This is a genomic window from Geminocystis herdmanii PCC 6308 (assembly GCF_000332235.1).
GTDB classification, from domain to species: domain Bacteria; phylum Cyanobacteriota; class Cyanobacteriia; order Cyanobacteriales; family Cyanobacteriaceae; genus Geminocystis; species Geminocystis herdmanii.
The window spans coordinates 1,809,547-1,836,304 of record NZ_CM001775.1; the positions used below are offsets into that span (position 1 = coordinate 1,809,547).

Annotated in this window: 22 protein-coding genes; 14 read left to right on the plus strand and 8 right to left on the minus strand. The window is 36.1% G+C overall.

The genetic code is table 11. The features are described from left to right. Positions 1-362: 362 nt before the first annotated feature. Positions 363-1,046 carry a hypothetical protein gene (locus SYN6308_RS09135; RefSeq protein ID WP_017294136.1) on the minus strand — a complete coding sequence of 228 codons (684 nt, stop codon included), beginning with the start codon at positions 1,044-1,046 and terminating at the stop codon, positions 363-365. A gap of 189 nt (positions 1,047-1,235) precedes the next feature. Between SYN6308_RS09135 and SYN6308_RS09140 the strand changes: the two genes are divergently transcribed. Next, the gene (locus SYN6308_RS09140) at positions 1,236-2,738 is read left to right on the plus strand and encodes a site-2 protease family protein (RefSeq protein ID WP_017294137.1); all 1,503 of its coding nucleotides are present in this window, start codon (positions 1,236-1,238) and stop codon (positions 2,736-2,738) included. 25 nt (positions 2,739-2,763) lie between these two features. Here SYN6308_RS09140 and SYN6308_RS23340 read toward each other — a convergent pair whose 3' ends face one another. From SYN6308_RS23340 to SYN6308_RS24875, 3 genes are all read right to left on the minus strand, one after another. Continuing rightward, on the minus strand, positions 2,764-3,213 hold the full coding sequence (locus SYN6308_RS23340) for a hypothetical protein (protein WP_017294138.1): 450 nt from the start codon (positions 3,211-3,213) through the stop codon (positions 2,764-2,766). A 75-nt stretch (positions 3,214-3,288) separates the two neighbouring features. Then, positions 3,289-3,615, minus strand: a complete 327-nt coding sequence (locus SYN6308_RS09150; RefSeq protein ID WP_017294139.1) for a hypothetical protein — start codon at positions 3,613-3,615, stop codon at positions 3,289-3,291. A gap of 141 nt (positions 3,616-3,756) precedes the next feature. Then, positions 3,757-3,900 carry a hypothetical protein gene (locus SYN6308_RS24875; protein WP_017294140.1) on the minus strand — a complete coding sequence of 48 codons (144 nt, stop codon included), beginning with the start codon at positions 3,898-3,900 and terminating at the stop codon, positions 3,757-3,759. A gap of 61 nt (positions 3,901-3,961) precedes the next feature. Here SYN6308_RS24875 and SYN6308_RS09160 point away from each other — a divergent pair, with 61 nt between their 5' ends. The 6 genes from SYN6308_RS09160 to SYN6308_RS09190 all read left to right on the plus strand — a co-directional run bounded on the left by SYN6308_RS09160 (position 3,962) and on the right by SYN6308_RS09190 (position 12,815). Next, positions 3,962-4,879 (plus strand): hypothetical protein, encoded by a 918-nt coding sequence (locus tag SYN6308_RS09160; RefSeq protein WP_017294141.1) that lies wholly within the window; start codon positions 3,962-3,964, stop codon positions 4,877-4,879. A 469-nt stretch (positions 4,880-5,348) separates the two neighbouring features. Further along, on the plus strand, positions 5,349-8,567 hold the full coding sequence (locus SYN6308_RS25500; RefSeq protein ID WP_144051421.1) for a peptidylprolyl isomerase: 3,219 nt from the start codon (positions 5,349-5,351) through the stop codon (positions 8,565-8,567). A gap of 51 nt (positions 8,568-8,618) precedes the next feature. Beyond that, a complete protein-coding gene (locus tag SYN6308_RS09175) occupies positions 8,619-9,566 on the plus strand; it encodes a DUF4351 domain-containing protein (RefSeq protein WP_017294144.1) in 948 nt (315 codons plus the stop codon). Positions 9,567-9,749: 183 nt separating this feature from the next. Continuing rightward, complete coding sequence (nadB, locus tag SYN6308_RS09180) at positions 9,750-11,408, plus strand: L-aspartate oxidase (RefSeq protein WP_017294145.1); 1,659 nt, start codon at positions 9,750-9,752, stop codon at positions 11,406-11,408. Between the two features lie 187 nt (positions 11,409-11,595). Further along, positions 11,596-12,453, plus strand: a complete 858-nt coding sequence (locus SYN6308_RS09185; RefSeq protein WP_202803901.1) for a shikimate dehydrogenase — start codon at positions 11,596-11,598, stop codon at positions 12,451-12,453. 149 nt (positions 12,454-12,602) lie between these two features. Beyond that, positions 12,603-12,815 carry a hypothetical protein gene (locus SYN6308_RS09190; protein ID WP_017294147.1) on the plus strand — a complete coding sequence of 71 codons (213 nt, stop codon included), beginning with the start codon at positions 12,603-12,605 and terminating at the stop codon, positions 12,813-12,815. A gap of 133 nt (positions 12,816-12,948) precedes the next feature. Here the strand turns inward: SYN6308_RS09190 and SYN6308_RS09195 are convergent, their stop codons facing one another. Both SYN6308_RS09195 and SYN6308_RS09200 read right to left on the minus strand, forming a co-directional pair. Continuing rightward, positions 12,949-14,130: an aspartate aminotransferase gene (locus SYN6308_RS09195; protein ID WP_017294148.1), complete on the minus strand. Its 1,182-nt coding sequence runs from the start codon at positions 14,128-14,130 to the stop codon at positions 12,949-12,951. 204 nt (positions 14,131-14,334) lie between these two features. Then, positions 14,335-15,258 carry a DUF6208 family protein gene (locus SYN6308_RS09200; RefSeq protein ID WP_017294149.1) on the minus strand — a complete coding sequence of 308 codons (924 nt, stop codon included), beginning with the start codon at positions 15,256-15,258 and terminating at the stop codon, positions 14,335-14,337. 247 nt (positions 15,259-15,505) lie between these two features. Between SYN6308_RS09200 and SYN6308_RS09205 the strand changes: the two genes are divergently transcribed. Beyond that, positions 15,506-15,862, plus strand: a complete 357-nt coding sequence (locus SYN6308_RS09205; RefSeq protein WP_017294150.1) for a hypothetical protein — start codon at positions 15,506-15,508, stop codon at positions 15,860-15,862. Positions 15,863-16,008: 146 nt separating this feature from the next. Continuing rightward, on the plus strand, positions 16,009-16,548 hold the full coding sequence (locus tag SYN6308_RS09210) for a GIY-YIG nuclease family protein (RefSeq protein WP_017294151.1): 540 nt from the start codon (positions 16,009-16,011) through the stop codon (positions 16,546-16,548). A 91-nt stretch (positions 16,549-16,639) separates the two neighbouring features. On the opposite strand, the gene SYN6308_RS09215 is transcribed toward SYN6308_RS09210, so the two are convergent. Beyond that, on the minus strand, positions 16,640-17,449 hold the full coding sequence (locus SYN6308_RS09215) for a glutathione S-transferase family protein (protein WP_017294152.1): 810 nt from the start codon (positions 17,447-17,449) through the stop codon (positions 16,640-16,642). 194 nt (positions 17,450-17,643) lie between these two features. On the opposite strand from SYN6308_RS09215, the gene SYN6308_RS09220 reads away from it, so the two are divergent. The 3 genes from SYN6308_RS09220 to SYN6308_RS09230 all read left to right on the plus strand — a co-directional run bounded on the left by SYN6308_RS09220 (position 17,644) and on the right by SYN6308_RS09230 (position 23,702). Next, a complete protein-coding gene (locus tag SYN6308_RS09220; protein ID WP_017294153.1) occupies positions 17,644-19,131 on the plus strand; it encodes a TM0106 family RecB-like putative nuclease in 1,488 nt (495 codons plus the stop codon). Positions 19,132-19,578: 447 nt separating this feature from the next. Further along, entirely contained in the window at positions 19,579-23,172 is a 3,594-nt protein-coding gene (gene mfd / locus SYN6308_RS09225) for a transcription-repair coupling factor (protein ID WP_017294154.1), read from the plus strand. 71 nt (positions 23,173-23,243) lie between these two features. After that, a complete protein-coding gene (locus SYN6308_RS09230; RefSeq protein ID WP_017294155.1) occupies positions 23,244-23,702 on the plus strand; it encodes a tRNA (cytidine(34)-2'-O)-methyltransferase in 459 nt (152 codons plus the stop codon). Between the two features lie 205 nt (positions 23,703-23,907). Here SYN6308_RS09230 and SYN6308_RS09235 read toward each other — a convergent pair whose 3' ends face one another. Beyond that, positions 23,908-24,408 (minus strand): bifunctional nuclease family protein, encoded by a 501-nt coding sequence (locus SYN6308_RS09235; protein ID WP_017294156.1) that lies wholly within the window; start codon positions 24,406-24,408, stop codon positions 23,908-23,910. Between the two features lie 137 nt (positions 24,409-24,545). On the opposite strand from SYN6308_RS09235, the gene nagA reads away from it, so the two are divergent. Continuing rightward, positions 24,546-25,691 (plus strand): N-acetylglucosamine-6-phosphate deacetylase, encoded by a 1,146-nt coding sequence (gene nagA, locus SYN6308_RS09240; RefSeq protein WP_017294157.1) that lies wholly within the window; start codon positions 24,546-24,548, stop codon positions 25,689-25,691. Positions 25,692-25,763: 72 nt separating this feature from the next. After that, positions 25,764-26,711 carry a DUF362 domain-containing protein gene (locus SYN6308_RS09245; RefSeq protein WP_017294158.1) on the plus strand — a complete coding sequence of 316 codons (948 nt, stop codon included), beginning with the start codon at positions 25,764-25,766 and terminating at the stop codon, positions 26,709-26,711. Positions 26,712-26,758 lie beyond the last annotated feature (47 nt).

Below are 26,758 nucleotides of genomic sequence, written 5' to 3' on the forward strand. Positions count from 1 at the left end.
GCTTTTTTATAAGTAGTTATGATAAGCTCGATCGAACTCAGGTTTAATAAGATAAAATTAATTAGTTAATAATTTCCGACAAAAATATGACTAAACTTTTACAAAAAGTATTTAACAAAATTGAACAGTTAAATCCCGAATTACAAGATGCGATCGCTTCTCGTTTATTAACGGAATTGGAAAGTAAAATGATTCCTTTTACTTAACTAAATATAAAAAAAATGAAAGGAGAATGGGAAAATTTTTATCGCCTTAGAATAGGTAAAATTAGAGTTATTTTTACCGTAAATTTTGATAATTATGAACTAGAAATATATGCTATTAGTTTTCGAGGAGATATTTATAAATAGTCGTCGATGGCATTAGACGATCGAACCCTTCAAATAATGATAAGCTCGATCGAGTGTACCTTTACCCCTTAAATAACCCGTATTAGCTCCCGGACAGATATAATTAAGAGTATCCTCAGAAAATCGATCGAGCAATAAATTCACACTGCGCAACTGTCGGCGCCAATGAAAAGTTTTTTTCAATTTTAAGGCAGTAATACCCTCTTTTATCGGTAATAAATGCCTTCCACTAAACAAAACTCCCCCATAATTACCATAATATAAACAAGAAGAAGCTGGGGAATATCCACAAGTCCAAATCAACTCACAATCATCATAGATATTATAACTATCCCCAAAAGTAATCGGGCTTAAATTAGGCAACAAATAACCCTCTTGCTCTTGAATAATTAAATCACAATTTAAGTCGTTTTTAATAGATTTAATGGATTTACTAATACCATCTCGCTGAGTCAAAAATAAATATTTCACCCCCCCATTATTTAAGCAAAAATCTCTATTTCCCATGTGCCATGATGGACAATCAATTAAAATATTACCTTCAGGGTGAATAAGTAGATAAGAAGTACCTCCCAAAGTATCTCGATTCGGTGGAAAAGCGAAAATATTGTCTAAAATGAGTTTAGGAGATTTATAATTATTTCCTTGAATCGTAGTTTCAGTATTTTTTTCTGTAAAATTAGTATTAGAGTTCATCATAAAGAATTGAGAATGGAGAATTGAGAATGGAGAATTGAGAATGGAGAATTGAAAATGGAGAATTGAGAATGAAGAATTGAAAATTGAAAATTAACACCCTAATTCCTTCTTACTCATTACTCATCACTTATCTTTTAAGTTCGATCGAAATTAGATACCAGACAGCTATATTATTATAAATTAAACATGGAATTAATTATTCTTTTCTTAGTACTCAGTACCCTTAGCTACATCATAATTAAACGCAATATTGCCAAGATAACAAAAACCCCCACTTGGTTATTATGGTTAGCTTTAATGATACCGCCATTAATTTGGGTGGGATGGTATCTGACGAATCCGAAAAATTCCATGCCCTCTTTATTAGTCTTTATTCCCCTAATTCTTTCCCCTATACTCTATATTTGGTTGATTGAAATCGGAAAAATAACCCCTGAGAAACCATCTAATTTAGAGTCTTCTGAAGTACAAAAATCCGCAAATCCCTTAAATAATGATAATGTTTCTGGGGAAAATTCTCAGAAGAATAAAACACCCCCCATTAATCCACAGGAGGAAAAAGCCTTGAGAGATTGTTTTCCTTGGGGAGTTTATTACCTTCAAAAAATTGATTATTTACCCCAAGCCATCCTTTGTTTAGGGAAATTAATGACAGCGCCAGAAAAAGCCTATCCCACCATCAAAAGTAATTTAGAAAAGGTTTTTGACGATCGATTTTTAATTATCTTCCAAGAAACCCTACAAGGTCAACCTTTTTTTGCCTTAGTGCCAAATCCCCATTCTGTCACCATTAAAACTAAGTTACCCGAAGAAAAATTAACTCGTCCTGTCACCGCTATAATCTTATTATTCCTAACCCTATTAACTACCACCATTATCGGTGCAGAAATTAGCGGAGTACAAGTCACAGAATTAGAAACAAATCCTGAATTGATTTTAGAAGGGTTGCCCTATAGTCTCTCCCTAATCGCCATTTTAGGGATTCACGAATTAAGTCATTATCTATTTGCTGTTTACTATAAAATCAAAACAACTTTACCCTATTTCATCCCCATTCCCTTCTTTTTAGGTACTTTTGGGGCATTTATTTCCATTAAATCTCCCATGCCTAACCGTAAAGCCGTTTTTGATGTGGCGATCGCCGGTCCTTTAGGGGGATTTTTAGTTACTATCCCCGTATTAGTCTGGGGTTTAGCCTATTCCCATGTGGTGGATATGCCCGATCGAGTCAGTATGTTACAGTTTGACGCATTAGACCCTCGTTTTTCTTTTTTACTGGCAGTATTGGCTAAATTAGTCATGGGGAGTCAATTAGTGGCAGACAAGGCAATCGCACTACATCCTGCCGCCATAGCTGGTTATATTGGCTTAATCGTCACCGCCTTAAACTTGATGCCTGTAGGACAATTAGACGGTGGACATATAGTTCATGCTATGTTTGGGCAAGGAAAAGCCGTTATAGTAGGGCAAATTACCCGGGTTTTAATGATCATATTAGCCTTAGTGCGAGGAGAGTTTTTATTATGGGCAATCATCTTAATTTTTATGCCCGTAGTAGATCAACCCGCCTTAAACGATGTGACAGAATTAGATAACGGTAGAGACTTACTAGGCTTATTTTCCCTCATTTTACTCATTGTCATCTTATTACCTCTACCCACCACCGTGGCACAATGGCTCAATTTATAGGTATTTCCCCTAACTCCCCAACTTCTCAACTTTCCTTTTCCCAATCTGGACATTTTTCGCCATCCCAACCATAGGGATACATGGCACATACAAGTAAGTTGCCATTATAAGTTTGTCCATGATAATGAGTACATCCAACACAAGCAGGATGTTTTTGAGTATTAGGTATCGGTTTATAATCCTCAAATAAAGAGTATAACTCTTCTGAGTCAAGATTTTGATCGTCCTCAAATCTAGTTAAATCCTCATCAAGAAAAACTCGAAAAAAATCGATCATCAAATCATCCATATCCTCCAAAAACTGATTTAACTCGGCGGTGACAGCATTTTCTACTTCTTCCGTTAAATCATTAAGTTTTGTATCCAATTCTATGATGTTTTTTTGCCATTCTTGATTAATATGAATCGAAAACGACTCTAATCCTTGTTGTACATCATTTAACCATTTCCATAAGTTATTATCCCAATTATCCATTCTTGTCCTAATAATTATCAAATTAAACGACTAATTTCATCAATAACCAATAACGGATTCCTTATTCCTCATTAATTAATTATCTTCCTCATCGGTAATAATTTCAATGGGGCGTGGTTGAGAAGATTGACTAGAAGTATCATTTTTTTTAATGGTTTGATTTTGAGATTGTTTAACCATATCATCCACAAAAGTACGAGCTTCTTCCGCCGTCATTTTTCCTTTATTTACCATGTCATCCGCCATTCTTTGCAATTGTTGCGGAAAATCTGGAGTGTTAGCGATTTTTTCTACTTGTTGCTTCAATTCTTGAAATTTATCATTCGCTTTTTCCACAGCATAACCGGCTATGCCTACACCTAAATAGAAGGCTTTTTGTAATAAGTTTTCTGAGTTTGCCATAAATACATTACCTGTAAAATCAATATCTATTTCTCTATTCTAGTCTATAAAAGAGAATAGAGACGCTCAGATGAACGCCTCTATCAGGTATTAGGTGTTAGGTGTTATTAACATTATAGCAAAACTTGTTCACAAATAACATCAATTATTTAATTTTTTTTTTGTGGCGAATAAAATTTTCTCTTGATTTCGATCGAACTCTCTATAATCGAACTTTCCCAAGAAGCAATCTCTAAACTCGATGCCAAAGGCACGCTGCGCGCCCGAACTCCCTGTAAACTTCATGACTTCTTCTGATCAATTAATGGTAAAATGTCAATGGAAAAACCCGAAATGTTGATCTTAAATGTCTCAATTTCCCCATGACGAATTTGTCAAAGAAGTGTTACCAGAATTGTATCAAAATTATGGTCAAGTAATTCCTTCAGCGGATGTAAGTAGCGAAAGAAGAGAAGTGGATATTCTTTTTATTCCTGATAAATCAGTACCGACAACACCCGACACATTAGGATTATTAGGAAAAATTGCACAAACAACTTGTTTAATAGAAGTTTACCGTAATCATATTCAAGCCGAGCAGATTATGGATTGTATTGGTAAACTAATTAGTGTCAAAAACAATCTTTTAAAAGACCAAAAAAAAGACATCGCTTTATGGATTATAACCCCTACGGTTTCTAAACAGATTTTGAGTCAATTTTCAGGACAACCTCAAGAAAATTGGGAGAAAGGAGTGTATTTTTTACCTCAAGGATTTAACACAGGTATTATTGCCGTACATCAATTACCAAAAACTCCCCAAACATTATGGTTAAGACTATTTGGCAGGGATAAAATACAGCTTAGTGCCATCGAGGAATTGGAATCATTACCCGATAACCACCCTTCCCGAAAAAATATATTAAAATCGGTATATGGTTTATTAAATGCTATGGAAGCAAATCAGAATAAATCATTCTCACTCAATCAAAAAAGGCAGGTGTTAATTATGAGTTTAAGAGCAATATTTGATCAAGAATTCGCCCAAAAAGAAGAAGAAGCAGTGCAACAAGGTATTCAACAAGGTATTCAACAAGGTATTCAACAAGGTATTCAACAGGGTATTCAACAAGGTATTCAACAAGGTATTCAACAAGGTAAATTTGAAGGGAAACTGGAAACAGTACCACTTTTAATCCAATTAGGTGTGAGTGTCGATGACATTGCTAATCGTCTTAATTTACCCCTAGAGATGATAAAAAAAGCTGTTAATCCCCAAAACTAAAACTAAATGTCTTCATAGCTCGATCGAACTCCCACCAAAATCGATCGAACCTCCCCACAATCCCCAAAATCGATCGAACCCTATAACCTCAATCGAACTCCCTTAAAATCGATCGAACCCTCCCCCCTCTTACAAAACCTCGATCGAACTCCTATCCTGTCATTGCGAGGAAACGAAGCAATCTCCAAAGTCGATCGAACCCCCCGTCATTGCGAGGTAACGAAGCAATCTCCTGAGATGGCTTCACTATCGTTCGCCATGACACCAAATAGTTCTACTAAAGTGAGTTAAATTTTCCCCAAAAATGATTGAGGAGGTTGGGGTGTTCAAGGCAATTGTTACAATTTCGTGACCTTTACCCCAAAAAGTAATCATATCGATCAAAAAAGTGTTAATTTTATGTATGTAAATGTTTGAGCAAACATATTTATTCACACCCCCTATTCAACTATCCACTAACCACTATTCTATGACTATCAATATCAACCCTTTTAATACTTTAGTTGTCAATGCTAACAGTAATGATACTATTCTAAATCTATTTCAATATTTTGATGATCCTTTTACCACTGGGAAAATTGCCACTTTTAACTTATACGACAACAACCTTGGTAATGGAGAAATTAATGTTTTATTATTTGATCAAAATGGAGAAGGTGCGCCCCTAACAGTTAACAATTTTTTACAATATGTTGACGATAACGCCTATGTTAACTCTATTATCCATCGATCTCTACCGAATTTTGTCATTCAAGGAGGCGGTTTTACCACTAATAATTTGGAGGTGAATAATATACAAACAAATCCTCCAGTGGTTAACGAGTTTAGCTCAAATCGTTCTAATACAAGGGGTACAATCGCTATGGCAAAGTTAGGAGGTGATCCTAATAGTGCTACAAGTCAATGGTTTTTTAATGTAGCTAATAACGCCAGTAATTTAGATTATCAAAATGGTGGTTTTACTGTCTTTGGTGAAGTACTTTCTGGAAATGACTTAAATACTATAGATTCGATCGCATCTTTATCTACTATTGACGCTAGGGTTACAAATCCCGCTTTTACTAACCTACCCGTAATTAATTCTCCCGTAAATGACGACAATGATTTAGTTAGATTCGAGAATATCACCGTTACTGATGTACCTGAATTGAGTTTTACCATCCAAAATAACACCAATCCTAGTTTAGTTACTTCTACCATTAACAATCAGGGAGAAATTTTATTTGATTACCATAGCAATACCAATGGTGTCGCTGAAATTACCATCCAAGCTACCAATTTATTAGGAGAAACTCAAAACAATACTGTCAGAGTCTTAGTCTTAGTTACTGATGATACCCTTGATGGTGGCACGGGTGCGGATAGTATGGTAGGAGGTGCTGGTAACGATACCTACTATGTGGATAATGTTAATGATGTAGTGATAGAAAGACTAAATGAGGGCATAGACACTGTTATTTCCACCATCACCTATACCTTACCCAACCATGTAGAAAACTTAACCTTAAGTGGCACTGCGAATATTAACGGCACGGGTAATACTCTGAATAACATAATCAGTGGTAACAGTGGTAATAACAAGCTAAGTGGAGGCGGTGGTAATGATACCTTAAATGGTGGTACTGGTGCAGATACTATGTTTGGCGGTAGTGGTGATGATCTTTACTATGTGGATAATACGGGCGATCGAGTCATTGAAAAAGCTAATCAAGGTATTGATACAGTTATCTCAACCATTACTTACACTTTACCTAACCATGTAGAAAACTTAACCTTAAGTGGTAGTGCAAATCTCAACGGTACGGGAAACGGATTAAATAATGTCATCAGGGGTAACAGTGGTAATAATATCCTTAATGGGGGTGCAGGTGCAGATACCATGAGAGGAGGTGCAGGTAACGATACCTATTATGTGGATAATACGGGCGATCGAGTTATCGAAAATGTCAATCAGGGTACAGATACGGTTCGATCGACCATCACCTATACTTTACCGAATCATGTGGAATACTTAATCTTAACCGGTGCAGCAAACATTAATGGTACAGGCAATACTTTAGATAACCGTATCACTGGTAACAGTGGTAATAATCGCCTTATCGGTGGTGATGGTAATGATACCCTTATTGCTGGTGCGGGGAATGATACCTTATCTGGGGGAGTGGGTGCAGATAGTATGGTAGGAGGATTAGGAAATGATCTTTACGGTGTAGATCATCCGGGGGATGTGATTGTGGAAGCCTTGAATGGTGGTATCGATACCGTGAATAGTTCCATTACTTACACATTGCCTGACAACGTCGAAAATCTGAAGTTAACAGGCACAACCAATATTAGTGGTACAGGGAATATCTTAAATAACGTCATCACTGGTAACAGTGGCAATAATCGCCTTAATGGTGGTGATGGTAACGATACCTTAATCGGTGGTGAGGGGAATGATACCTTATCAGGAGGAGTGGGTGCCGATAGTATGGTAGGGGGTAGTGGAAATGATCTTTACGGTGTAGATCATCCGGGGGATGTGATTGTGGAAGCCTTGAATGGTGGTATCGATACCGTGAATAGTTCCATTACCTACACACTGGGAGCAAACTTAGAAAACCTCACTTTAACAGGCACAACCAATATTAGTGGTACGGGGAATATCTTAAACAATGTCATCAGGGGTAATAGTGGTAATAATCGCCTTAATGGTGGTGATGGTAACGATACCTTAATCGGTGGTGAGGGGAATGATACCTTATCAGGAGGAGTGGGTGCCGATAGTATGGTAGGGGGTAGTGGAAATGATCTTTACGGTGTAGATCATCCGGGGGATGTGATTGTGGAAGCCTTGAATGGTGGTATTGATACCGTGAATAGTTCCATTACCTACACACTGGGAGCAAACTTAGAAAACCTCACTTTAACAGGCACAACCAATATTAGTGGTACGGGGAATATCTTAAATAACGTCATCACTGGTAACAGTGGCAATAATCGCCTTATCGGTGGTGATGGTAACGATACCCTCATTGGTGGTGCAGGTAACGATACCTTATCAGGAGGCACGGGTGCGGATAGTATGATCGGAGGATTAGGAAATGATCTTTACGGTGTAGATCATCCGGGGGATATGATTGTGGAAGCCTTGAATGGTGGTATTGATACCGTGAATAGTTCCATTACCTACACACTGGGAGCAAACTTAGAAAACCTCACTTTAACAGGCACAACCAATATTAGTGGTACGGGTAATACCTTAAATAATGTTATCATCGGTAATAGTGGTAATAATATTCTGACAGGAGGAGCTGGTAACGATACCCTAACGGGGGGAGGAGGCAATGATACCCTTATCGGTGGTATTGGTAATGATACCCTGACGGGAGGCTCTGGTAATGACTTTTTCCGCTTTAATTCTTCCAATGAAGGGCTCGATCGAATTACCGACTTTAGCGTCATTGATGACACTATCTTAATTAGCCGTAGTGGTTTTGGCGGTGGTTTAACAGTTGGTACACTATTATCAACTCAGTTTATCATAGGTGCATCTGCTACTACTTCCGCTCATCGTTTCATTTATAATTCTAGTACTGGAGGGTTATTCTTTGATGTTGACGGTAGTGGTGCGACTTCTGCGGTACAATTTGCGACTTTAAGTACTGGTTTAGCCTTAACTAATGCTGATATTGTCGTAATCTAGTTATAATTATCTCGTCGGCTAGGTGGGGTGTGCATCGCCCTACATTATTTTATGACAGAAATAAACGCTAATTATGATGAACCATGGAAAGAAGCTATAGGAGACTATTTCGATAAATTTCTCGACTTCTTCTTTCCAGATGTATATAACTTAATTGACTGGTTAAAACCAATAACATCTTTAGATAAAGAATTGCAAAAAATCACTGCCGATTCCGATGATAGTAAAAGATTGGTGGATAAACTATTTCAAGTGTGCTTGAAAGATGAACAAGAAGTGTGGATTTTAGTTCACATCGAAGTACAAAGTCAGTATGATAGCGACTTTAATCAAAGAATGTTTATTTATCATTATCGTGCTTTTGACTTGTATCGAAAACCAGTAATTAGCCTTGCTATACTGGGAGACGAAAAGGAAAAATGGCGACCATCCAATTATGGTTATGATTTAGGAGGATGTCAACTGAATCTTAATTTTCCCACGATCAAATTATTAGATTATCAAGAAAAATGGGAAGAATTAGAAAGAAATTTAAACCCTTTTGCCATGATGATAATGGCTCATTTAAAAACGAAAGCTACCACCAGTAACTTAACAGAAAGAGAGCAATGGAAATGGTATTTAATCAGAAGTTTATACGATAAAAAATACAGTAAATTAGAAATAGTAAAACTGTTTAAATTTATCGATGCTATGATGACTTTACCATCATTGTTACAGCAAGATTTGAACAAAAAAATTATTAAATACGAGGAGGAAAAAATTATGCCCTTAATTAGTCCTTTTGAACAAATGGCGGAAGAAAGAGGTTTACAGCAAAGGATCGATCGAGATAAAGAATTAATTATTCGTTTAATTCAAAGAAAATTAGGAGTAATTAATAAAGATTTACAAATGCAAGTAAAAGCATTAAATATTGAGGATTTAGAAATCTTAGCAGAGGAGTTATTTGACATGGATTCTGTGGAAGATTTACAACAATGGTTAAGTAAGTTCTAATTTTTATCTCTAAAATTTGATCAAAAAAGATATTAATGGTAGCTTGAAATATAGCTACTTTTTTATCTCAATTTCGATCATGAAAAACTCTCATTCTTAATTTTTTTTGTGGCAAATAGAATCATTATTGGTTAAAATTACCAAAAATACCCCAACCCTTGCAAAAAACCAGATTTCAAGATTTTGAATCATAAATATTCTTTTCCCCATAGCTTTGATGTTATCATCATCGGTTCAGGTGCGGCAGGTTTATATTCTGCTTTATGTCTTCCTGATAATTTGCGTGTTGCAGTTATCACTAAAGATAAATTGAAAAAAGGTGCGAGTGATTGGGCGCAAGGAGGCATTGCGGCGGCGATCGATCCTGATGATTCATCACAACTTCACTTAGAAGATACTTTGAAGGCGGGTGCAGGTTTATGTGATGCACAAGCTGTTAAATATTTAGTGGAAAATGCGGTAATTTCGATTCAATCTTTGTTAAAAATGGGGGTGGATTTTGATAAGGATAATGGAGAGTTAGCGACTACTTTGGAGGCTGCCCATTCTTTCCCTAGGGTGCTTCATGCGGCGGATACTACGGGAAGGGCGATCGTATCTATCCTAAGACAAAAAGTGTTAGAAAGTCAACATATTAGCGTTTATGAACAAGCCTATGCTCTGAATTTATGGTTAGATGACGATAAAAAACAATGTCAGGGAGTTTGTTTATTATACGAAAATGGCATTCATTGGCTAAAAGCACAAGGGGTTATTTTAGCCACAGGTGGAGGAGGGCAGGTTTTTGCCCATACCACTAACCCCCAAGTTAGCACGGGAGATGGTGTTGCTTTAGCTTGGCGCGCAGGTGCGGTGTTACGAGATTTAGAGTTTGTACAATTTCACCCTACGGCTTTAGATAGAGAAAACGCTCCTCATTTTTTGATTAGTGAAGCGGTGAGGGGTGAGGGTGCGCATTTAATTGATAAGGATGGAAGACGTTTTGCTTTTGATTATCACCCCAAAGGAGAGTTAGCACCTAGAGACATTGTGAGTCGATCGATCTATAATCATTTACATAAGGTTAGTAATGATCCTGTCCATGATAAGGTATATTTGGACTTACGATCGATTCCCGTGCCTCGTATCGAATACCGTTTTCCCAATATCATCAATAAATGTAAACAGTGGGGCATCGACTTATTTTCACAATCCATTCCCGTATCTCCTGCCGCCCATTATTGGATGGGGGGAGTAAAAGTCAATCTGAATAATGAGACTTCGATTAAGGGGTTATACGCCATCGGCGAAACCGCTAGTACTGGTGTTCACGGTGCAAATCGTTTAGCCAGTAATTCTCTGTTGGAGTGTGTGGTGTTTGCTGAAAGTTTCCGCAATTTAAGCCTTGATTCTAGGTTAATAGAAGAATCATTGCCTTTAGTTTCTGAGTCTGTTAATGATGATTGGGGAAAAGAGATGCCTTTAATTCAACAAATTCGTCAAGATTTACCCATTGTTGTGTGGGAGGGAGCTGGAATTTGTCGCACTCAAGTAGGTTTAGAAAGCTCGATCGAACAAATAGTAACTTGGCGCAATCAATTAAAATCCTTAGCAATTTATCAATGGCTGACAGAATTATCACCCTCTCAACAGTATGAATTAAAGTCACCCCAAGGAGAGGAGTACTTGAAATTAACCGCAGAAACCCTTAATTTAATAGATATAGGTTATTTAATCCTCAAAAGTGCGCTTTTTCGAGAAGAAAGTCGAGGAGGACATTATCGTTTAGACTATCCCCATAGTAATGATAATTGGTTAACCCATACTTTAGTTCAAAATGATCATTGGCAACAAAGCAATTAAGAATTAAGAATTAAGAATTAAGAATTAAGAATTAAGAATTAAGAATTAAGAATTAAGAATTAAGAATTGAGAATTGAGAATTAAGAATTAACAATTAACAATTAACAAAATATCCACCTGTCTTCCTGTCTTCCTGTCTTCTAGTCTCCCTAACCTCCTAACTGTCTAAAATCTAACATTTATTATAATCATGAACATAAAGGGTACAACAAAATTATTAGGTATTATTGGCTATCCCATTGAGCATTCTAAGTCGCCGTTGATGCAAAATGCGGCGATCGAGGTGCTAAACTTAGATTATGTATATGTCCCCTTTGAGGTAAAAAAAGAGGATTTAGAGACGGTTTTTAAAGGGTTTCAGGCAATAAACTTGAGGGGTTTTAACGTTACCATTCCCCATAAAGAAAATGTGCTTCCCCTCTTGACAAAAATCACAGAATCTGCTAAGAAAATTGGTGCTGTCAATACTGTCTGGTTAACAGAAGAAGGTTGGCACGGCACAAATACCGATATTGATGGTTTTATTGCACCCTTGCAAGAATTAAATAGAGATTGGAGTAAAATTGTACCCTTGATATTGGGTGCTGGGGGCGCAAGTCGAGCGGTAATTGTGGGCTGTGAGGAGTTGGGCTGTGAGGAAATCAGAGTAATTGGTAGAGATTTGGCTAGGTTAGAAGCATTTAAGGCTAGTTTCGCTGAAAGTAACTTAAATTGCTCTATTTCTGTTGATTCTTGGGATAAGTTAACGGAGTTAATTCCTGATAGTGAATTGATTGTTAATACTACTCCTCTGGGAATGTCTCCGAATGTTGACATTTCTCCCTTGACTTCCGAGCAAAATAGTTTGATTAAAGAGAGTTCGATCGTCTATGATTTAATTTATACTCCTCGCCCGACTTTATTTTTACAAGAAGCTCAAAAACAGGGGGCAATTATTGTTGATGGTAGTGAAATGTTAGTGCAACAAGGTGCCATCGCTTTTGAAATTTGGACAGGGGAAAAACCTGACGTTGAAGTTATGCGTCAAGCGTTGTTAAATAAATAAAAATCAAGTGGTAATTAAATATGTTTCTAGTAATTCGATCGTACTGGAAAATCCTGCTAAAGTCGTCAAAGAGCGAATAAAAGGATATAATCTTGATTAAATTAATTAATGAATAATTAACACCCTAATTACTTTTTACTTCAAAATTCGTGGATAAAGATAATCGTTTTGCTCTTCTCGTCATCGGTTTACCCTTTTTAGGATTAATTTATTGCCTTGGTATCATCTTAATCTTTATCCTGTCACCTTTTGCCCAAAATCATGCTTTTATTACCGGCATTCTAGCGGCTATGATACCATTTTCGATCGCTGCTTCCATCTGGATTCGAGCTTCCGCTAAAGCCTACGATCGAAATAAATAGGGATTACAAGAGTATTTTGATGAAGGGAGGAGATAGGAGTTAGGAGACAGGAGATAGTAATAAGAATTAAAGCCTCAAAACTTTGATTTTTCATTCTTTAACCTGATACCTAAAACCTAATACCTGAAACCTCTTAATAGTGAATACCTGCATTTTCCCAACGTTTTAAGGCTTCTCCCAATCGAGGGCAATCAGCAATTAAACTCAGACGCACATAACCTTCTCCCCCTTCACCAAAAGCATTGCCGGGGGTGACGACTACTCCAGTTTTCTGTAATAAATCGAGGGCAAAATCCGTCGAATTAGAATTACGAGGCACTTCTACCCATAAATACATAGTTGCCTTAGATGGTTTCATACTCCATCCCAATTTACTTAATCCGTCAATGACGAAATCTCGTCTTTCTTGATAGCGCTTTTGTACTTGTTGAATATAAGTATCAGGAAGTTGTAAAGCGGTTTCGGCGGCAGCTTGAATCACGCTAAAAATGCCATAGTCAAGGTTAGTTTTGAGAGTGCGCAATCCTTGAATAATGTCGCTGTTACCTACCACAAAACCCACACGCCAACCAGCCATATTATAGGTTTTTGACAAAGTATGAAATTCTACCCCTATATCCTTCCCCCCTTCAATTTGCAATAAACTTGTGGGTTCGTATCCTTCAAAGGCTAATTCTGCATAAGCCAAATCATGAACTAACATAATCTCGTAATGTTTTGCCCATGATACTACTTCTTCAAAAAAACTGCGGGGAGCGGTGGCACTGGTAGGATTATTAGGATAGTTAAAGTAAAGAATTTTCGCTTTTTGGGCAACATCTTCGGGAATACTTTTTAAGTCTAACACCCAGTCTTGTTCTGCTTTGAGAATTGGCGCATAAATATTTGCCCCGGCAATGGCAGGTCCTCGGTAATGAGCAGGGTAAGATGGACTTGGTACAATAACGGTATCTCCTTGATTAACATAGGCTAAGGCAAGGTGTGATAAACCTTCTTTTGAGCCTAATAATGGTAATGCTTCGCTATCGGCACTCAAATCTACTTGGTAACGTCTTTGATACCAATTAGCGATGGCTTGACGAAAATTTGCCGTACCCTCAAAAGGGGGATAACCGTGATATTTGGTAACATTTAAAGCCTCTTTTGCTGCATCTATAATGGGTTGCGGAGTTGCACCATCAGGGTTGCCCATACCTAAGTCTATCAAATCTAAACCTTGCTCTCTGGCTTTGATTTTCAATTCATCTAAACGGGCAAAAACATACGGTGGTAAGGCTTTCAATCGATCGGCACGGTTAATCCAACTAATTTTCATGGGTAATTTTATCTTTAAAGCATCCAAAAAAGTTGTATCTATTTCTAAAAGAGAATTTTAGGTATAAATAACTAAGATAACCCTTCATCATACCATATTGGGAGAAATTTGAGTTGGGGAGTAAAAAGTAATAAGTAAAAAGTAATGAGTAATAAGTAATAAGTAATGAGTAATGAGTAATGAGTAATGAGTAATAAGTAATTGTTAATTTTTAGATAAATTAATAACTAAATCTGTGAATTTATTGTCTAAATTTTCATTTCTGCGCACTCTTATTAAATAATAACCTTGATTAATAATAGGGATCGTTTTTTGTTTTAATTGACTGAGTTGAAAGAAACTGAGGGGTAAGCTCGATCGATCATATACTGTGATATAAATATCATAGGTTTTAAGGCTAAATTCATCGACTTCAATGGTTAATGATTCTCCTTTATCTAAATAGTCATAGAAAAATTTAGTATCTGTTGCACCTACGGGTAAAAATTCATTTTTTATAAAGGATTCTGGTAAGTATTTGCGATATTTTAAAATTGTATAAATATAATAATGAAGGGCTAAGAAATAAAAGTTTTTTCTGCTAATTAAACTGTCATAAAATTTATTACTATCATTGGGTATTTCTTGGGCTGAAGTGATAGTTTCTCCATCAACTTTAACTGTAGGTAACACTAATCGATCGAAATAGTTATAATATCTTAAACCGATGGTATATTTACCTTTTTTGAGGTTAATAGAATGCCAATCTTCTTCTGAATTAACTTGATTAGATTCTATCGTACTGATGGTATTATAGTTAGGAAAATCATAAAAAATAGCAATCCATGATTCACAGGAATTATTGCCAGATTTTAAGTCAATACTTAAAGAATTATTTACAGAAAAAGGGCCTAATGTACCAATAATAGCATGGGTATTCCAACGAGGAGCTTTTGTCATTAATACCCCTAAATTTATGCTAGAAGAAACTAAGTCATTATCAATAACTCGCCATTGTTTAGCCTTTTTCTTATTAAAAATTAAGTATAAAGTATATAAATTACCAATCAAAAATTTATTAATTTTAGCAAATATAAAAGATAATAAAGCAAGGGGTAATTCTTTTAAAAGTAAAACTGTGTTTCTCATATTTTTTAATGAATAAAATAATTTACTTGACAATAGTTTATCTTATTAATGTTACTTTACTATTATTTTTTATGACATATAATCAAGGTTTTTGAGTATAATTACTCAGAGAAGTTATGTTTCCCTCGATCGAAGAAAAAAAGTCAAATTCTGATATATTCAAAATGGATAAAAGGCTATCTAAAAATGATATACTGCTTCGAGTTGAACACAAATTTTAAAATTGGAATTTATTATAAGGAGAAACATGGTATTAAAACTGTTTGGCAAAAAAGACAAATCTCAAGAATATTTTTTTGAAGCAAAAGAAACCCCTGTAGAAGAAACTGTCACCAGTGAAGAAACAACCACAACGGAAACAACTTCTCCTGAAGGGGAAAAATCTGCTCCCGTTGCCGTGGCTTCTGCTAATGTAAGTTATGATGTACCTGATTGGGTGAAAGCCATTAAAAATTACTCTAATCAAAGTAATGAAAATGCTTCCGTTACTGAGGGTGAGAATTTTGCGGGTAAATACGTTACTAATAATGTACCTCAATCTCGTCGTCGTCCGGGTGCGAGTTTAGCTAAATTTAAAGCTATGGCTTCTCAAATTGGGAAATAATTATTAGAGATTGCCTTATCGTATTCTGATGACGGAAGAAGTTAGGAGATAGAAGATAGAAGATAGGAGATAGGAGATAGAAGATAGAAGATAGAAGATAAGGGGGATACTTTTCGTAATTATTATTAAGTATTAACTATTTTAAAATGTCTGATAATTCTGGAAAAATTTTATTAAAAGATTTAGAGTTTATCTCTTATATTGATGAAAACGGGTTTATAAATGCTGATTTAGAAGGAGTAATTGGAATTTACGCTATTTTTAATCAAGAAAAAGTTTTGCAATATGTGGGATATTCTCGCAATCTTTTGATGAGTTTAAAACAACATTTAGTCAGACAACCTGATAAGTGTTACTGGTTTAAATTTTATCAGATCGATCGAGCTAATCGAACTATTTTAGAGGAAATTCGCCGTAATTGGTTAGAAGAAAATCAGGAGTTGCCTTCGGGTAACGGTGAAGAAGAAAATTTGTGGACTCAGTCGATCGATGCTAAATTAACTATGACAGAAGATGATAAATTAGCATATCAAAATAGTGATGAATTAGGCAAAATTAAGTTACTGAAAAAAGTCGCCCGAAGGTTAGAAGAAGAAATAAAAACCATCCTCGAAAATCGTCACGTCAAAATGGAAATTCGTTTTAATCCGAAACTCAAGGAAGAAGGCTTACTAGATTTGAAATAATTTTCGCCATCTATTTATGTAGATAGCAGTCAGTATTTTACCCAAAACCTAAAACCTAACACCTAAAACCTAACACCTAACACCTGACACTCTATTCTATTTCGATCGAAGTGGGTTGATTATCCCCATCGCTGTTAAAATTATTACTACTAGACTTGTCCACAGGTTGACGATAATCAGCATAAATTCGATCGCGCCATGTAAAAAACGACTCATAAACACCATTATCAGCGATACCCGGAATACCCTTGTTTTCCAAATCAAGAGGTAAATCAAAATAAGCAACAGGAGGAAACTTAACAATAGTAGTTAAAGCAGCCACCGTCAAATCCGCTAAAGTTAGCTTATCACCAACTAAATAAGGTTGAGTTTGTAGAATTAAAGTCAAATTTTCCAAATCTTTTTTTAAACCTTTTTCCCCAACCTTGAGAATATCCACACCGAAAGTTAATCCCATACCAATAGCGTTGAAAATTTCCGAAGGAAAAGCGCTAACAAAGGTTTTGAAAATATCAGGAGTATTTTTAGGTAAAAAAGAAGTACGGAAATTAGGATAATGATTCAAAGCGCCCATAAAAGCCTTACGCGCCTTCAATGCCAAAGACTCATCCGCCCATTCTTCCATCAGTAAACATTGCGCCCTAGCAATACCATCCGCAGGAATCAAAGGTTTTTCAGGGTATTTACTATCTAAATATAAAGCGATTTCTGTGGAATCAGCAATAAATGTATCACCATCTTTTAACACTGGAACTTGTTTTTGTCCCGAAAGCCTAAATACTTCAAACTGCCCAATACCCGGCGTAACTTCAATTTTTTTATACTCCAAGCCTTTATAATCAAGAATTAATCTAACTTTCTCACAAAATGGACATAATTCAAACTGATATAGTTCTAACACTTATTTAACCTCTATCTTTATAAAACTTTACAATTATCTTAGCCTTTTTCTCGGAAATAGTGAATAATTAATGGAGAATGGAAAATTGAGAATGGAGAATTTAAAAGTCATCAAAGCCATAAGTAAGTAAGGCATAATAAAGGTTTTAACCCTAAAGACAAAAGAATCAAAATATTTTTTTCTGGAGATGTTTAATGTTAGTGACTGACGAATTGTTATTTCAATATAAACGTTGTCATCGTCGTGCCTTTCTTAATATTTATGAAGAAAATAATCAGAAACAGGAGGAAAAAGATTTTATTGTTAAGTTAAGACAAGAAAGAGAATCTCATAGTTGGCAAGTTTTGCAAACTTATAATTTACCCTATCATCAACCAAAACTGTTAGTAGAAGATAGTGAGAATAATTTTCAAGTGGCATCCATGACAGAAAATTTGATGCGTCAAGGGGTGGATTGTATCTATCAAGGGGTTGTTATTTATACTCACTATGGGGAAAATCAAGAAAAAATTGTTTTTGAAACATCTCCTAGTTTATTAATTAAACAAAATATTCCCAGCCTTTTAGGGGATTGGAGTTATATTCCTGTTAACACTCATTTAGGCAAAAGTATGAAGCCTGAATATAAATTAATTTCTGCTTTTCAAGGAGAGGTTTTGAGTCTTTTTCAGGGAGTGAATTTGTCAGAGTCTCAGATTTTTTTGAGGTGTATAGATAAACCTTATTATCTTAATCTGAAGATTTGGATTCCTCATTGTCGAGAGTTGATAAGGGAATTTATCTTTATGGTATCAGGAAAAAATGAACCTGATGTTTTTATTTCTCGCCAACGTTGCAGTTTTTGTCAATGGTTTGAAAGTTGTCATTCTCTGGCAAAATCTCAACAACATTTGTCTTTAATTCCGGGGATTACTCCGAAAAAATATGATTCTTTAATGGCGGAGGGAATTAATAATTTAGCTTCTCTTTGTGAGGCGGATTTATCTGAGTTAATCAGACTTTTTGGTAATGAGATTGGTAATAATATTCATCAACAAGCCCTATCTTTATATCATTCTCAAGCTATTTTTAGGCATCCAATTATTACATCTATTCCTACTAATTCGATCGAGTTATATTTTGACATAGAAGCGCAAAATTTTGATTATTTATTAGGAGTGTTATTAGTTAATAATGAAACTAAGGAGAAAAAATATTATACTTTTTTAGCGGAAAATATTGAGCAAGAAAAAGAGATTTGGTTAAGTTTTCTGGAATTAGTAAATCAATATCCCGATGCACCGATATTTCATTATTCTGAGTATGAAAGAGAAACTGTTAAACGTTTAGCTTATGTTTATCAAACTTCTTCTGCTGATGTACAACCTCTTTTAAAACGCTTATTTGATTTACATAAATTTGTGACAAATTCCTTTTTTTTACCCGTAGAAAATTACTCTTTAAAATCTGTGGCTAATTGGTTAGGTTTTCGGTGGCGTGATCCTGTGACGGGAAATTTAACTTCTGGTTATCATACAATAGGGGGAGATCAATGTGTTTTCTGGTATGATCAATGGTTAAAGACGTTCGATCGTGAAACGGCGCTGCGCGATCGAACTTGGTTGAATTATATCTTAATCTATAACGAAGATGACTGTTTAGGCACTTATCAACTCAAAAAATGGTTATCCACCCAAATATAACCTGAGTTCGACATAAAATGATGAAGAATAAGAGGGGGAAGAGGGAGGAGAGGGGGAGGAGAGGGAAGAAAATGCTTTAAAACCTTCATTAAATTTAGTAAATAAATCTAAAAAATCAATCTTTGATAAGTTTGAGTCAAATCTTAATATTATTTTATCGATTTAGTCTAAATTTTATCTCGAACTGAGGTAAATATAGCAATCGCTATTTTAGTTAAGGTTTGAGTTAAAATGAAAATAAAATGCCAAAACTCTATAGTAAAGAGAAAGAATTGTTGATAATTACTCTAGTGCTTTTGTAGAGGAGGGCATTGCCTTTGAATTACTAGCCTAAGGTTATCGACAGACAATATAGGAGAATTAACTCCTATGCTGTCATTGCGAGGTTTGACATTTAAAGATAGGATTGCTATATTATCTCCTCTTCTGTTTTATCTATCCTTATCCATGCTCAACTCTGTAATTCGATCGATCTCTAAATCCCCCTTAACCAGCGAATTAATTCAAAAACTCAACCACAGTCAAAAGCTGAATTTACAAGGAGTTGCTCGTTTACCTAAAGGTTTAGTTACCGCTTCTATTAGTCAAAGTGAACAGAAAAACTTACTTGTAATTTGTGCCACCCTTGAAGAATCAGCCCGTTGGATGGCTAATATTGAGGTTATGGGCTATAAACAAGTTTTTTTCTATCCCACCACAGAAGCGAGTCCCTATGAACCTTTTAACAGTGAATCTGAGATGATTTGGGGACAGATGCAGACCCTTTCAAGCCTAATTGCTCAAGATGTTACAAGCTCTCCTTTAGCGGTTGTCACCACAGAAAAAGCCTTACAACCCCACTTACCACCCCCTTGCATTTTTGCTGACTATTGCTTAAATTTGAGCAAGGGCATGACTTTAGAGAGTAAGAATATTGATCTAACTTTAACAAGGATGGGGTACGATCGAGTTAATTTAGTGGAAATCGAAGGACAATGGAGTAAAAGAGGGGATTTAATCGATATTTTCCCAGTTTCGGCAGAATTACCCGTCAGATTAGATTTTTTTGGCGATGAATTGGAGTCTATTCGAGAATTTGATCCTGTTACTCAACGAAGTTTAGATAAGATAGACGAATTAACTCTGACTCCCACTACATGGACGGGGATAATTAGTCAGAATTTGCCTAGTATAGAAATTATTAAACCATATATTAGCACTAAGGAGCAAGAAAATTTAGATAATGGTATTTATCCCGAAGCTATGAGTCGTTTTTTAGGGTGCGCTTTTCATGGTGAAAATGGTCATGTTGCCTCGATTTTAGACTATTTTCCTGAGAATTCGATCGTTGCCATTGATGAGGTAGAACAATGTACTGCCCATAGCCGTATTTGGGTGGAACAAGCGCAAGAAAAATGGCAATTAATTAATGAATCTGTTATTCTCCCTGACGGAATAATCCCCCCTAACCCCAAGTCTGAGGAAGAAAAATTAAGCCCCCTTGCCCCCAAATCTGGGGGTAAAAATGAAGTCTCTAATATTGGGGATTTAGGGGCGATTCCGAAAATTCATCGAGATTTTTCCACATCTTTAGAGTTAATTAAATATCCCCAAATTTATCTCTCAGAAATTGCCTTAGAAGTTATCGAAACGGACATCCCAACTCTTAATTTATCTTCTCGCCCTTTGCCTGTTTCTCCCCATCAATTTGCTAAATTAGCAGAAATTTTAAGAGGTAAAAAAGAGGTTTATAATACCATCGATTTAGGTAAGTATAATAAATGGTTAATTTCTGCTCAACCTTCTCGCTCGATCGCATTATTACAAGAACATGACTGCCCTGCTCAATTGATTACTAATGCTGTTGATTTTGGTTCGATCGAAAAACTGCAACGTCAAAATATTTCTGTTGGTTTAAAATACTCTGGACAAGCAGAATTAGAAGGTTTTATTTTACCTACTTTTCGCATTGCTATTATAACCGATCGAGAGTTTTTTGGACAACATAATTTAGCTAGTCCTACCTATATCAGAAAACGCCGTCAAGCAGCTTCAAAACAAGTTGATTTAGACAAGTTAAGACCAAAAGATTTTATTGTTCATAAATATTATGGATTAGGACAGTTTTTAAACTTAGAAATTTGTGAAGGAAGAGAGTATTTAGCTATTCAATATCTCGATGGTTTATTAAGAGTTCCAGCTGATGCTTTAGAATTGGTATCTCGCTATAGACATACAGGAGAAGGCACTCCTAAGTTAAATAAAATGTCGGGGAGAGACTGGGTAAATGTCAAAAATAAAGTTAGAAAATCTATTAAAAAATTAGCGGTTGATTTAGTTAAATTATACGCAAAAAGAGCAGAATTAGAGGGACATTCCTGCCTCGAAGATACCCCTTGGCAAAGAGAATTAGAAGACTCTTTTCCCTATCAACCAACCCCTGATCAAATCAAGGCGATTCAGGATGTTAAAAGAGATTTAGAAAGCGATCGACCTATGGATAGGTTAGTGTGTGGAGATGTGGGTTTTGGCAAAACAGAAGTGGCAATTAGAGCAATTTTTAAGATGGTAACAGCAGGTAATAAACAAGTGGTTTTTATTGCACCTACCACTATTTTATCCCAACAACATTATCATACTTTAGTGGAAAGATTTTCTCCTTATCCTATCAATATAGGTTTATTAAATCGCTTCCGCACTGAATCAGAAAAAGTGGAAATTATCAAAAAATTGGCAACGGGAGAATTAGATATTGTGGTGGGTACTCAAGGGGTTTTAAGTAATAAAATTAAGTATAAAGATTTGGGTTTATTAGTAGTGGATGAAGAACAAAGATTTGGGGTGAATCAGAAAGAAAAAATTAAAGCAATGAAAACTTCGATCGATGTTTTAACCCTCAGTGCCACACCGATTCCTCGTACTCTTTATATGTCCATTTCGGGGGTGCGAGAAATGAGTTTAATTACCACTCCTCCCCCTAGTCGTCGCCCTATCAAAACCCATATTTTACCCTTTAATCAAGGGGCGATTCGTACTGCCATTCGCAATGAATTAGACAGGGGAGGACAAATTTTCTACGTTTTACCCCGTATTGAGGGCATGGAAGACGTTATCAAAATGCTTCAAGCCATGATTCCTAGCCTAAGAATTGCCATCGCCCATGGGCAAATGCACCAAGGGGAATTGGAAACCACCATGTTGACGTTTAATAATGGGGATGTGGATTTGCTAGTATGCACGACTATCGTTGAGTCTGGTTTAGATATTCCTCGTGTGAATACTATCATCATCGAAGATGCTCAAAAATTCGGACTAGCCCAATTATATCAGCTTAGGGGGCGAGTAGGTCGATCGGGCATTCAAGCCCATGCTTGGTTACTATATCCTGACAAGGAGACTTTATCGGAGGTGGCGTTAAAAAGATTACGCGCCTTGCAGGAGTTTACACAACTCGGTTCGGGTTATCATTTAGCTATGCGTGATATGGAAATTCGTGGAGTGGGCAGTCTCCTTGGCGCCGAGCAATCTGGGCAAGTGGAAGCCATCGGTTTTGAGATGTACACGGAAATGTTGAAAGAGGCTATCAACGAAATTCAAGGGCAGGAAATTCCCACCGTGGAAGACACCCAAATTGATATACCCCTCACGGCTTTAATCCCCACTCGTTATATCCCTGATTTAGAACAAAAAATGGATGCTTACCGCTCGATCGCAACTGTATCTAGTCAGAAGGAAATCAAGCAAATTGAAGCGGATTGGCTAGACAGATATGGTGATATTCCCGAACCAGCACAACAATTATTACAAGTAGCTCAATTGAAATTAAGGGCAAGATCGATCGGCTTTTCACGGATAAAACTAGAGGGGAAACAAAATGTTATCCTTGAAACACCAATGCAAGAACCAGCATGGCAATTATTAAATGCTAAGTTGCCAAAACATTTGCAACATCGTTTTGTCTATGGCAAAAACAAGGTAATCGTCAGAGGTTTAGGTGCGATGAAAGCCAGTCAACAATTAGACAGTCTTAACAGTTGGTTTAACTATCTTGTCGTAGATTAAGTATTTCAATATTTTTATTCAAAAAAAATGTAGAATATTATCTCTATTACATAAAAATTATTGTAAAAATTATGCCTAAAGTTGTTTTAGTACATCCTCAAATACCTCCCAATACGGGAAATATTGCTCGAACCTGTGCGGCGACTGAAACAGAATTACATCTAGTCGCACCTTTAGGCTTTGAAATTAGCGATCGATATTTAAAAAGAGCTGGTTTAGACTACTGGCCCCATGTTAAACTAACATATCATCAAAGTCCCCAACATTTTATTAAAACGGCTAGAGAAAAAGGTGGAAGAATAATTGGTTTAAGTGTCAGAGGCAAACAAAACTATCTTGAGTGTCAATTTCAACCCGATGATTGGCTTTTATTTGGCAGTGAAACCGATGGTTTACCCCCAGAAGTATTAAAAGAATGTGACTTAACTTGCTTTATCACTATGAAAAGTCCCCATGTACGCAGTTTGAACTTGTCCGTAAGCACCTCGATCGTGCTATTTGAATCAATACGACAGACAGTAAATAATTGAGAATGGAGAATGGAAAATGGAGAATTAAGCTAAAACGCATTTAACTTGCATTTCTTATTAACTGTTATACAAAACTTAATCATAGTTGATTATTTAACTAAAACATTGGTTTTAGAGTTAATCGCTCTTGAAAATAACTAAAACTCTTACCTATTCCCTATTCCCTCTCCTCAACCATTCTTACTCATTACCGATTACCACCCTCTTATTCTTCTCCTGCTTGTTGCGCCCGACGAATCAACTCATCGGGGCTTAAATTAGCAACAAAATCCTTAAAGGCTTCCCTTTCTTCCTCGTCAGCGTCTCTATCGACGGGGATAGAAGCATCTAAAATAACTTCTTCCATTACCCAAATAGGGCAATTATATCTCACGGCTAGGGCAATAGCATCACTGGGGCGACAATCGATATTTTTCTCCTTTTTACCCATTTTCATACATAAAAGAGCATAAAAAGTATTATCTTGTAGAGTACTGATAATGACTTTATCTAATTTTAAATTCCATGCACGAAATATATTTACCATTAAATCATGGGTGATAGGTCTTGGTGTTGGTTGGTGTTCCAATGCCCCTATAATAGATCTAGCTTGATCTTGTCCTATATATATAGGTAAGGCACGGCGTTCTGTGGCATCTTTTAGTAGTACTATAGGACTGCGAGTTACCGCATCTAAAGCAATAGCCGCTACCCTCATCTCGATCATCGATTTATCCCTCTTGAATATCTCAGTAGGTCAACAATTCTCATTATATGGTAGATTTGCGTGTTTTTTCTCAAAAATGATTGCCGATAGAGGAAGAAAAATAAAGAAGGTTAATTTTATCTTAATAATTTGAGATTATGAACAAAATAAAAACAACAAAAATTATTAGTAATGCTAAGTTAATTGGCTATAAAAATTTACAAACAATAACAATAGAAAATAATTTAATTACTAACATTAAAGATAGTTTTTTATTGCCGAAAGGAGATTTAGATTTACAAGGTGATTGGCTTTCTTTAGGAGGTGTGGATTTACAAATTAATGGAGGATTAGGGTTAGCTTTTCCTGATTTAACTTTTGAGGATATTCCGAAATTGGATCAGATTTGTGCTTATTTGTGGCGAGAGGGCATTGATTATTTTTTACCAACTATTGTTACTACTTCAGTGGCGAAAATTCATCAATCTTTAAAGGTAATTAATCAATATATAAACTTACCAAAAAAACCTGATACTGCGGAAATTCTTGGGGTACATTTAGAAGGCCCTTTTTTAAATTATGATAAAAGGGGTGCTCATCCTGCTCAACATTTATTACCTTTAACTTTGGAGAATGTTAAGCTCGTTTTAGGGGATTATAGTCATCTGGTAAAAATTATCACCCTCGCGCCTGAGTTAGAGGAATCCGACACCGTTATTCCCTATTTGAGTTCGATCGAGATTATAGTTAGTTTAGGACATTCTCAGGCAACAGCATCACAGGCAAAAAAGGCTTTTAGTCAAGGCGCTTCTATGGTAACTCACGCTTTTAATGCCATGCCAAATTTACATCATCGGCAACCCGGATTATTGGGAGAAGCGATTATTAACCCCAATGTTTACTGTGGTTTAATTGCTGACGGTAATCATGTTGATCCCACTATGCTAAACTTGATTTTACGATCGAGCCACTATCAAGAAGGAATTTTTTTAGTCAGTGATGCCTTATCTCCTATCGGTTTGAGTGATGGAGTTTACCCTTGGGACGATCGAACTATTGAAGTTAAAAATGGCACAGCTAGATTACCAGATGGAACTCTATCAGGTACTACTTTACCTTTGTTTGTGGGCGCTCAGAATTTAGTTAAATGGAATATTTGTACTGTAGAACAGTCGATCGAGCTTGTAACTTCAGCCCCTCGCAAGGCGATAGGGTTATCTTGTTTACAAATAGGCTCTCCAGCTAATTTTATTCGTTGGCATTACAATGAAAGCAGTCAAAAATTACAGTGGCATCGAGTATAATCTACAAGTGTCAAACATAAATTCTTAACTTATTACTCATTACTCGACTTCGGCAAGAAGTCTATTTTACCCATGAATAAAGTTTCTTTAATACAAGCTCAATCCTACGATTTACAAGAACTACGCTTATCTTTAGAAGAATTACTAGAGCCATTAGGAGGTATATCTGCTTTCGTCAAAAAAGACGATCGAGTTTTGCTCAAACCTAATCTCTTAACAGGCTCACGCCCTACGAAAGAATGTACTACTAGAAAAGAAATCGTTTATTGTGTTGCCCAAATGGTGCAAGAAGTAGGAGGGAAACCCTTTTTAGGAGATAGCCCAGCTTTTGGTAGTGCAAGGGGGGTAGCCAAAGCTAACGGTTACTTGCCTTTGTGTGAAGAATTGAATTTACCTATTGTGGAATTTAACGGCAAAAAATACCCCATTGATAACGATAACTTTAAACATCTGCGTCTATCTAAAGAAGCCATGGAAGCGGATGTTATTATTAATTTGCCAAAAGTCAAATCTCATATGCAGTTAACTGTCACTATGGGGGTGAAAAATCTCTTTGGTTGTGTGCCGGGTAAAATGAAAGCATGGTGGCACATGGAAGCAGGAAAAGATGTTAACCGTTTTGGGGAAATGTTGGTAGAAACAGCCCTTGCCATTAATCCCGACTTGACCATTATGGATGGTATTATTGGTCATGAAGGTAATGGACCAAGTGGGGGAGAACCTAGAGAATTAGGTGTATTAGGCGCTTCTAATAATGTTTTTGCCCTCGATGTCTCGATCGCTGATATACTAAATGTATCCTCAGAAATAGTGCCAACATTAAGAGCTCAGAAAAATTTAGGCTTATTAAGTGACATCAAAGACATCGAATTTCCCTTACTCAAACCCCAAGATTTAAGCATCGCAAATTGGCAATTACCCTCCGCTTTAATGCCTATTGATTTTGGCTTACCGAGAGTTTTAAAATCCACTTTTAAACACCTTTATATCAAGTTTATCAAAGAAACTATCAATAATTAGGGTGTAATAAAAAAGTCTTTTGATGAGGGTAGGTATCAGGCATCAGG

What these genes read in the sequence shown, in the direction of transcription:
- SYN6308_RS25500 (WP_144051421.1), top strand. Translation starts at nt 5,349, where the DNA reads ATGACTATCAATATCAACCCTTTTAATACTTTAGTTGTCAATGCTAAC.
- SYN6308_RS09150 (WP_017294139.1), bottom strand. Translation starts at nt 3,615, where the DNA reads ATGGCAAACTCAGAAAACTTATTACAAAAAGCCTTCTATTTAGGTGTA.
- SYN6308_RS09210 (WP_017294151.1), top strand. Translation starts at nt 16,009, where the DNA reads ATGTCTGATAATTCTGGAAAAATTTTATTAAAAGATTTAGAGTTTATC.
- SYN6308_RS09140 (WP_017294137.1), top strand. Translation starts at nt 1,236, where the DNA reads ATGGAATTAATTATTCTTTTCTTAGTACTCAGTACCCTTAGCTACATC.
- SYN6308_RS09205 (WP_017294150.1), top strand. Translation starts at nt 15,506, where the DNA reads ATGGTATTAAAACTGTTTGGCAAAAAAGACAAATCTCAAGAATATTTT.
- SYN6308_RS09235 (WP_017294156.1), bottom strand. Translation starts at nt 24,408, where the DNA reads ATGATCGAGATGAGGGTAGCGGCTATTGCTTTAGATGCGGTAACTCGC.
- SYN6308_RS24875 (WP_017294140.1), bottom strand. Translation starts at nt 3,900, where the DNA reads ATGAAGTTTACAGGGAGTTCGGGCGCGCAGCGTGCCTTTGGCATCGAG.
- mfd (WP_017294154.1), top strand. Translation starts at nt 19,579, where the DNA reads ATGCTCAACTCTGTAATTCGATCGATCTCTAAATCCCCCTTAACCAGC.
- SYN6308_RS09200 (WP_017294149.1), bottom strand. Translation starts at nt 15,258, where the DNA reads ATGAGAAACACAGTTTTACTTTTAAAAGAATTACCCCTTGCTTTATTA.
- SYN6308_RS09230 (WP_017294155.1), top strand. Translation starts at nt 23,244, where the DNA reads ATGCCTAAAGTTGTTTTAGTACATCCTCAAATACCTCCCAATACGGGA.
- SYN6308_RS09175 (WP_017294144.1), top strand. Translation starts at nt 8,619, where the DNA reads ATGACAGAAATAAACGCTAATTATGATGAACCATGGAAAGAAGCTATA.
- SYN6308_RS09160 (WP_017294141.1), top strand. Translation starts at nt 3,962, where the DNA reads ATGTCTCAATTTCCCCATGACGAATTTGTCAAAGAAGTGTTACCAGAA.
- nagA (WP_017294157.1), top strand. Translation starts at nt 24,546, where the DNA reads ATGAACAAAATAAAAACAACAAAAATTATTAGTAATGCTAAGTTAATT.
- SYN6308_RS23340 (WP_017294138.1), bottom strand. Translation starts at nt 3,213, where the DNA reads ATGGATAATTGGGATAATAACTTATGGAAATGGTTAAATGATGTACAA.
- SYN6308_RS09220 (WP_017294153.1), top strand. Translation starts at nt 17,644, where the DNA reads ATGTTAGTGACTGACGAATTGTTATTTCAATATAAACGTTGTCATCGT.
- SYN6308_RS09195 (WP_017294148.1), bottom strand. Translation starts at nt 14,130, where the DNA reads ATGAAAATTAGTTGGATTAACCGTGCCGATCGATTGAAAGCCTTACCA.
- SYN6308_RS09245 (WP_017294158.1), top strand. Translation starts at nt 25,764, where the DNA reads ATGAATAAAGTTTCTTTAATACAAGCTCAATCCTACGATTTACAAGAA.
- SYN6308_RS09135 (WP_017294136.1), bottom strand. Translation starts at nt 1,046, where the DNA reads ATGAACTCTAATACTAATTTTACAGAAAAAAATACTGAAACTACGATT.